We start from the raw sequence: 6,397 nt of genomic DNA on the forward strand, positions 1-6,397 counted from the left end.
ATGGCCCAACACCAAACACCGCAACATCGGACGGAGGGCGCGATGACCATGACGATGCGCTTGGACGACGCCCCTGCCGCCGCGACGACGGCGCCCCCGGTTGTCGAGGAAAAAGCTGGAGCGGCGGCGGACGTCCGGCTTCAGGTCCGCAACCTCTACAAAATCTTCACCGCCGATCCGAAGCCCGCGCTGGCCATGCTGAAGGCCGGGGCGAGCAAGGCGGAGGTCCTGGAAAAGCTGCACGTCAACGTCGGCGTGATGGACGCCAGTTTCGAGGTTCGGGCGGGCGAGATCTTCGTCATAATGGGCCTGTCCGGTTCGGGCAAATCGACGATGATCCGCCTGCTGAACCGGCTGATCGAACCCAGCGGCGGCGAAATCCTGCTCGACGGGCGCAACCTGACCCAACTGTCCCGGCGGGAGTTGGTCGAGGTGCTGCGGCGGGACATGAGCATGGTGTTCCAGTCCTTCGCCCTGCTGCCCCACCTCACCGCGCTGGAAAACGCCGCCTTCGGCCTGGAGATCGCCGGGGTGGAGAAGGTCAAGCGGCGCGACGCGGCGATGGTCGCGCTGCAACAGGTCGGGCTTGGCGCTTACGCCCATCGTTACCCGCGCGAAATGTCGGGCGGCATGCAGCAGCGCGTCGGGCTGGCCCGCGCGCTGGCCAACAACCCGACCATCATGCTGATGGACGAGGCGTTTTCGGCGCTCGATCCGCTGATTCGGACGGAGATGCAGGACGAGTTGCTGCGGCTTCAGCGCGAGCAGAAGCGCACCATCATCTTCATTTCCCACGATCTGGACGAGGCCATGCGGATCGGCGACCGCATCGCCATCATGGAAGGCGGGCGCATCGTTCAGGTCGGCACGCCCTATGACATTCTGCGCGCGCCCGCCGATGATTACGTCCGCTCCTTCTTCCGCAACGTGGACGTCTCGCGGGTGCTGCGCGCGGGCGACGTCGCCCGCTTCGAGGCGTCGAACACCATCGTCCGGGTTCCCGGCGTTCTGGGGCCGGCGCTTCAGCAACTGACCGAAAGCGGCCATCTCTTCGGTTATGTCCGCGACCATGAGAACCGTTACCAGGGCATCGTGTCGCGGGATTCCGTGGCGCAGGCGTTGCGTGGCGGGGAGCCGCGCTTCCTTACCGCCTTTCTGCCGGGGATTGAGCCGGTGATGAGCGACGTTCCTGTTCACACCCTGCTGCGCCGGGTCGCCTCGGCGCCCTGCCCGGTGCCGGTGGTGGACGCGAACGGGATTTATCTGGGCGCCATTTCGCCCTCGGTGCTGCTGGAAACTTTGGACAGGGGGGCGTGAGCGATGGACGGCAAGATTGGGATCGGCGTGTGGGCGGAACAGCTCGTCACCTTCATCCTTGACCATTTCCAACCCTCCCTGGACGTCATCGCCGCCATCGTCGACGGCTTTGGCGGCGGCATCGACGCGGCGCTGCTGGGCACGCCGCCCTGGTTGCTTGGCGGGGTGATCGCCGCCGCCGCCTTCTGGCGGGTTGGCGTCGGCTTTGGGCTGTTCACCGTGGGATCGTTGGGGCTGATTTACGGCATGGGCCTGTGGGAGCCGACGGCCAGCACGCTGGGGTTGGTGCTGTCCTCCACCATGCTCAGCTTGGTGGTTGGGATCCCGCTGGGAATTTGGATGGCGGGCAACCGCGTCGCCGAGCATCTGGGCAAGACGATGCTGGATTTCATGCAGACCATGCCCGCCTTCGTCTATCTGATCCCGGCGGTGATGTTCTTTGGTCTTGGCCGGGTGCCGGGCATCATCGCCACGGTGATCTTCGCCATGCCGCCCGCCGTGCGGCTGACCATGCTGGGCATCCAGCAGGTGCCGGGCGAATTGGTGGAGGCGGGACGCGCCTTCGGCTGCCACCCGCATCAGCTTTTGCTGAAGGTGCAATTGCCCAATGCGCTGCCGTCGATCATGGCCGGGGTCAACCAGACCATGATGATGGCGCTGTCGATGATCGTCGTCGCCTCGATGATCGGGGCGGGGGGCTTGGGCAACGTCGTGCTTCAGGGCATCCAGCGGCTCGACATCGGCTTGGGCTTTGAAAGCGGCCTGTCGGTCGTGTTGCTGGCCATTGTGTTGGATCGCATCACCCAGAGCTTTGGCGCGACCAAGGTTCCGGAACGGCGTCCTTTCGCCTTTCTCACCCGACTGCGGGCGGCGGCGTTGGCGCGCTGAATCGTTTGAGCGTTTCACCTTTTCAGGTTGGCGGCTGGCGCGTTCGCGCGCCGGAACGCCCACTCTTTGCCTTCACTTTATGTCTGCGGGGGGACCTCGATGAACAGGATGACGGCGTTTCTGGGCGCGATTCTGATGACCGGCGCGGTGGCCGCCGGATCCGGCGGTTCCGCCCTGGCGGCGGACGAGTTGGCCCATTGGCCGGCGCCAGCGGCGACCGCGCTGAAGGCTCTGGTCGAGGCCAACGCGAACAAGGGCGCCTACGCCGTGTTCGACATGGACAACACGCTCTACCGTTATGACCTTGAGGAATCCCTGCTGCCCTATCTGGAAATGAAAGGAGTTCTGACGCGGGAAAAGCTCGATCCATCGCTGAAGCTGATCCCCTTCAAAGACATCAACGGTCATAAGGAAAGCCTGAACAGCTATTACTACCGGCTGTGCGAGATCGACGATCAGGTCTGTTACCCCTGGGTCGCGCAGGTCTTTTCCGGCTTCACCCTGCGCGAGTTGAAGGGGTACGTCGATGAATTGATGGCCCAAGGCAAGACGATCCCGTCGGACTATTACGAGGGCGACGCCGTCAAAACCATCGAGATCAACCCGCCCAAACCCTACGCCGGGCAGTTGGAGCTGGTGAATCTGATGCACAAGAACGGCGTCGAGGTCTATGTGATGACCGCCGCCAGCGAAGAGTTGGTGCGCATGGTCGCCGCCGATCCGAAATACGGCTACAACATCAAACCGGAAAACGTCATCGGCGTGTCGATGCTGTTGAAGGACCGCCAGACCGGCGCCCTGACCACCGCCCGCAAGCTGATCGAACAGAAGAAATATAACTGGCCCCAGACCATGGATCTGGAGCTTGGGACCTATCTGTGGGCGCCCTTGACCTGGTTTTCCGGCAAATACGCGGCGATCCTGACCTACATCGACCCATGGAAAAAACCAATCCTGGTGGCGGGCGACACCCCGACCAGCGACGGTTACATGCTGCTGCACGGAACCGACGTCGATCATGGCGGCATCCGCCTGTGGGTGGACCGCAAGGACAAATACCGCAAGCAAATCCAATCCATGTGGGAGGACGCGGCGGCCCGCCAGAAGGCGTTGGGACAGCCGGTCACGGCGGACCAAAACTGGCTGGTGGTCAAAGCCCAAGAGATTCAGTGACGCGCAATCTCCGATGAGCGGAATTCGCCATCGAACAGGGAAGGCAACGAAACATGCTGAAAACGCTGTCGAACACGCTGGTCGCTCTGGCCGCCGCCGCCACCTTGGCGTTGGCCTCCACCGGGGCGCTGGCGGGACCGGACAAGAAGGTCAACATTGGCTGGACCGCCTGGTCGGACGCCGAGGCCGTGACCAAACTCGCCAAAAAGCTGATTGAAGAGCGGCTGGACACCAAGGTCGAACTGACGATGGCCGACATCGGCGTCCAGTATCAGGGGTTGGCCGCCGGCAAGATGGACGCCATGTTGATGTCCTGGCAACCGCTGACCCACAAACCCTACCTCGACAAGGTCGGCAAGGACGTCGTCGATCTCGGCCCGCTCTACACCCGCGCGCGGCTGGGTTGGGTGGTGCCGGATTACATCCCGGCCAGCGACTTGGCGACCCTTGAGGATTTGAAGAAACCCGAGGTGCAGAAGAAGCTGAGCGACCGTATCCAGGGCATCGATCCGGGATCGGGGCTGATGCAGGCGTCGGAAAAGGCGCTTAAGACCTATGGGTTGGACAAGTACCAGCTTGTGTCGGCAAGCGACGCCGGGATGCTGGCGGCGCTGGACCGCGCGATGAAGCGCAACGAGTGGATCGTGGTGACGAGCTGGAGTCCGCATTGGATGTTCGCGAACTGGAAGCTGCGCTATCTGGACGATCCGAAGGGCGCGCTTGGCGGGTTGGAGAGCGTCAACGCCCTGGTTCGCAAGGGCTTCTATCAGGATCACCCGGATGTCTACGAGTTCCTCAACCGCATGGTCATCCCCATCGGCGATCTGGAGGCGATGATGCACGACGCCAAACAGACCAGCTACGAGCAGGCGGTGGACAATTACATCAAGGCCAACAAGACTCGCATCGACTATTGGGTGACGGGCAAACTCTGATTTTGTCGGCATCATCGCGGGGGCGGCGGGTTGTCGGACGGCGCGTCCGTTCAAGCGCAATGCCCGAACGGTTCAAGCGGTCGGGTCCGTCGGCGTGAGACGCTTTACGCAATGTCCGGAACAATCAGCGAGCGACAACCACCATGGCAAGCGACGCGACGCCGAACCACCTGAACAGCGAGGATCTGCTCGAACGGCTCGCCGGGCTGGGCGTGGTCGCCGAAACCATTCGGCACCCGCCCGTTCACACGGTGGAGGAGGCGTTGCCGCATTGGGCGGCGCTCGACGCCCTGCACACCAAGAATCTGCTGTTGAAGGACGCCAAGGATCAGCTTTGGTTGATCGCCGCGCCAACCGACCGGGTGATTGATTTGAAGCGGCTGCCCGCGCAGATCGGCTCCAAACGCCTGTCCTTCGCCAAGGAGGATCTGCTGTTCGCCACGCTGGGCGTGCGGCAGGGGGCGGTCAGCCCCTTCGCCCTGGTGAATGATCGGGAGAGGCGGGTCCGTCTGGTGCTGGACGCCGCCCTGATGGCCGCGCCGCGCGTCGCCTTCCATCCCTTGACCAACACCGCGACCACGGCGGTCGGAACCGACGATTTGCGGATTTTCTTGACGAGCGTCGGTCAGGAGCCATTGGTTGTCGCGCTGGACGCCGCGTTGGAGGGGGCCGCGCCGTAACGCGCGGAACAACAACAGGCCGACACAATCACACAGACGCGGCGCCACGCCGAATTGTCTGAACAACCGCAACAAAGGAGCATGAGGGGCATGACGACGATGACGGCAAAGGCGACAGGTTGCGCGTTGGGTGTGCTGGCTGCGGCCTGCGTGACGATGGGGTCGGTTGGGGGAGCGTTCGCCGCCGACCCGGTCGCCTGCAAGACGGTGCGTTTTGGCGATGTCGGCTGGACGGACATCGCGGCGACCACGGCGCTGGCGTCGGTGACGCTGGACGCGCTGGGCTATAAGGCGACGACGAACATCTCGTCGGTGCCGGTTGTCTATCTGGGGCTGAAGACCAAGTCGCTCGACGTCTTCCTGGGCAATTGGATGCCGACGATGGAGAGCTTCATCAAGCCGGTGCTGGATGATGGTTCGGTCGAGGTGACGCGGGTCAATCTGGAAGGGGCGAAATACACGCTGGCGGTGCCGAAATACGCGTCCGACGCCGGGCTGAAGAGCTTCAAGGATCTGGCGAAGTTCAAAGACAAGCTCGACGGCAAGATCTATGGGATCGAAGCGGGCAACGACGGCAACCTCATCATCGACAAGATGCTGAAAGCCGACGCCTTTGGTCTGAAAGATTTCAAGATGGTCGAATCCAGCGAGGCTGGGATGCTGGGCGAGGTCAAGCGCGCCGTGCGGGCCAAAAAATTTATCGCCTTTCTGGGTTGGGCGCCGCACCCGATGAACAAATCTTTTGACATGACCTATCTGGCGGATGGCGACGACTGGTTCGGCCCGGATTTTGGCGGGGCGACGGTCAGCACCAACGTGCGCAAGGGCTACGCCGCCGAATGCCCGAACGTCGGCAAGTTCCTCAGCAACCTGTCCTTCACCGTGGACATGGAAAACGCTGTCATGGATGGCATCATGAACGCCAACAAAAAGCCGGAGACGGCGGCCACCGAATGGCTGAAAAAGAATCCCGGCACAATGAAGGCGTGGTTGCAGGGCGTGACCACCCTGGACGGCAAGGATGGGCTGGCTGCCGTCCAGGCCAAGCTGGGGCTGTCCAAGTCCTAAGTTGATACGGTTTCCGCAGCGGCGTCCCTTTGGACGCCGCGTGTCGGAATCGTACGGGCGCACGTCTGATGGTTGTCCGCTCAACGGACCTGAAGCTTTTCGCTTGTTTGGGACTGCAATTTTACTGGGAGGGGAAATGGTGCCCAGGGACGGAATTGAACCGCCGACACGGGGATTTTCAGTCCCCTGCTCTACCAACTGAGCTACCTGGGCATCCGGCGCGACCGAAAGGCCGACGACCAAAAGAAAAGCAATTTCAGAAGCACCCTCTGAGAGGAGGGTGGTGCCCAGGGACGGAATTGAACCGCCGACACGGGGATTTTCAGTCCCCTGCTC

At 62.7% G+C, this 6,397-nt stretch carries 6 protein-coding genes and 1 tRNA gene; 6 read left to right on the forward strand and 1 reads right to left on the reverse strand.

The genetic code is table 11. The features are described 5' to 3' along the window. Positions 1–42: 42 nt before the first annotated feature. The 6 genes from proV (at position 43) to ACODS4_RS19805 (ending at position 6,061) form a co-directional block, all read left to right on the forward strand. Positions 43–1,317 carry a glycine betaine/L-proline ABC transporter ATP-binding protein ProV gene (gene proV, locus ACODS4_RS19780; RefSeq protein WP_488866691.1) on the forward strand — a complete coding sequence of 425 codons (1,275 nt, stop codon included), beginning with the start codon at positions 43–45 and terminating at the stop codon, positions 1,315–1,317. Positions 1,318–1,320: 3 nt separating this feature from the next. Further along, on the forward strand, positions 1,321–2,205 hold the full coding sequence (locus ACODS4_RS19785; RefSeq protein WP_488866693.1) for an ABC transporter permease: 885 nt from the start codon (positions 1,321–1,323) through the stop codon (positions 2,203–2,205). 108 nt (positions 2,206–2,313) lie between these two features. Continuing rightward, a complete protein-coding gene (locus ACODS4_RS19790) occupies positions 2,314–3,378 on the forward strand; it encodes an HAD family hydrolase (RefSeq protein WP_488866695.1) in 1,065 nt (354 codons plus the stop codon). Positions 3,379–3,431: 53 nt separating this feature from the next. Continuing rightward, positions 3,432–4,313: a glycine betaine ABC transporter substrate-binding protein gene (locus ACODS4_RS19795; protein WP_488866697.1), complete on the forward strand. Its 882-nt coding sequence runs from the start codon at positions 3,432–3,434 to the stop codon at positions 4,311–4,313. 143 nt (positions 4,314–4,456) lie between these two features. Then, positions 4,457–4,993 carry a prolyl-tRNA synthetase associated domain-containing protein gene (locus tag ACODS4_RS19800; RefSeq protein ID WP_488866699.1) on the forward strand — a complete coding sequence of 179 codons (537 nt, stop codon included), beginning with the start codon at positions 4,457–4,459 and terminating at the stop codon, positions 4,991–4,993. A 99-nt stretch (positions 4,994–5,092) separates the two neighbouring features. Then, positions 5,093–6,061: a choline ABC transporter substrate-binding protein gene (locus tag ACODS4_RS19805; RefSeq protein ID WP_488866703.1), complete on the forward strand. Its 969-nt coding sequence runs from the start codon at positions 5,093–5,095 to the stop codon at positions 6,059–6,061. Between the two features lie 137 nt (positions 6,062–6,198). Here ACODS4_RS19805 and ACODS4_RS19810 read toward each other — a convergent pair. Further along, positions 6,199–6,274: transfer RNA gene (locus ACODS4_RS19810), tRNA-Phe, on the reverse strand. Positions 6,275–6,397 lie beyond the last annotated feature (123 nt).

The organism is Azospirillum sp. FG154, assembly GCF_057809575.1.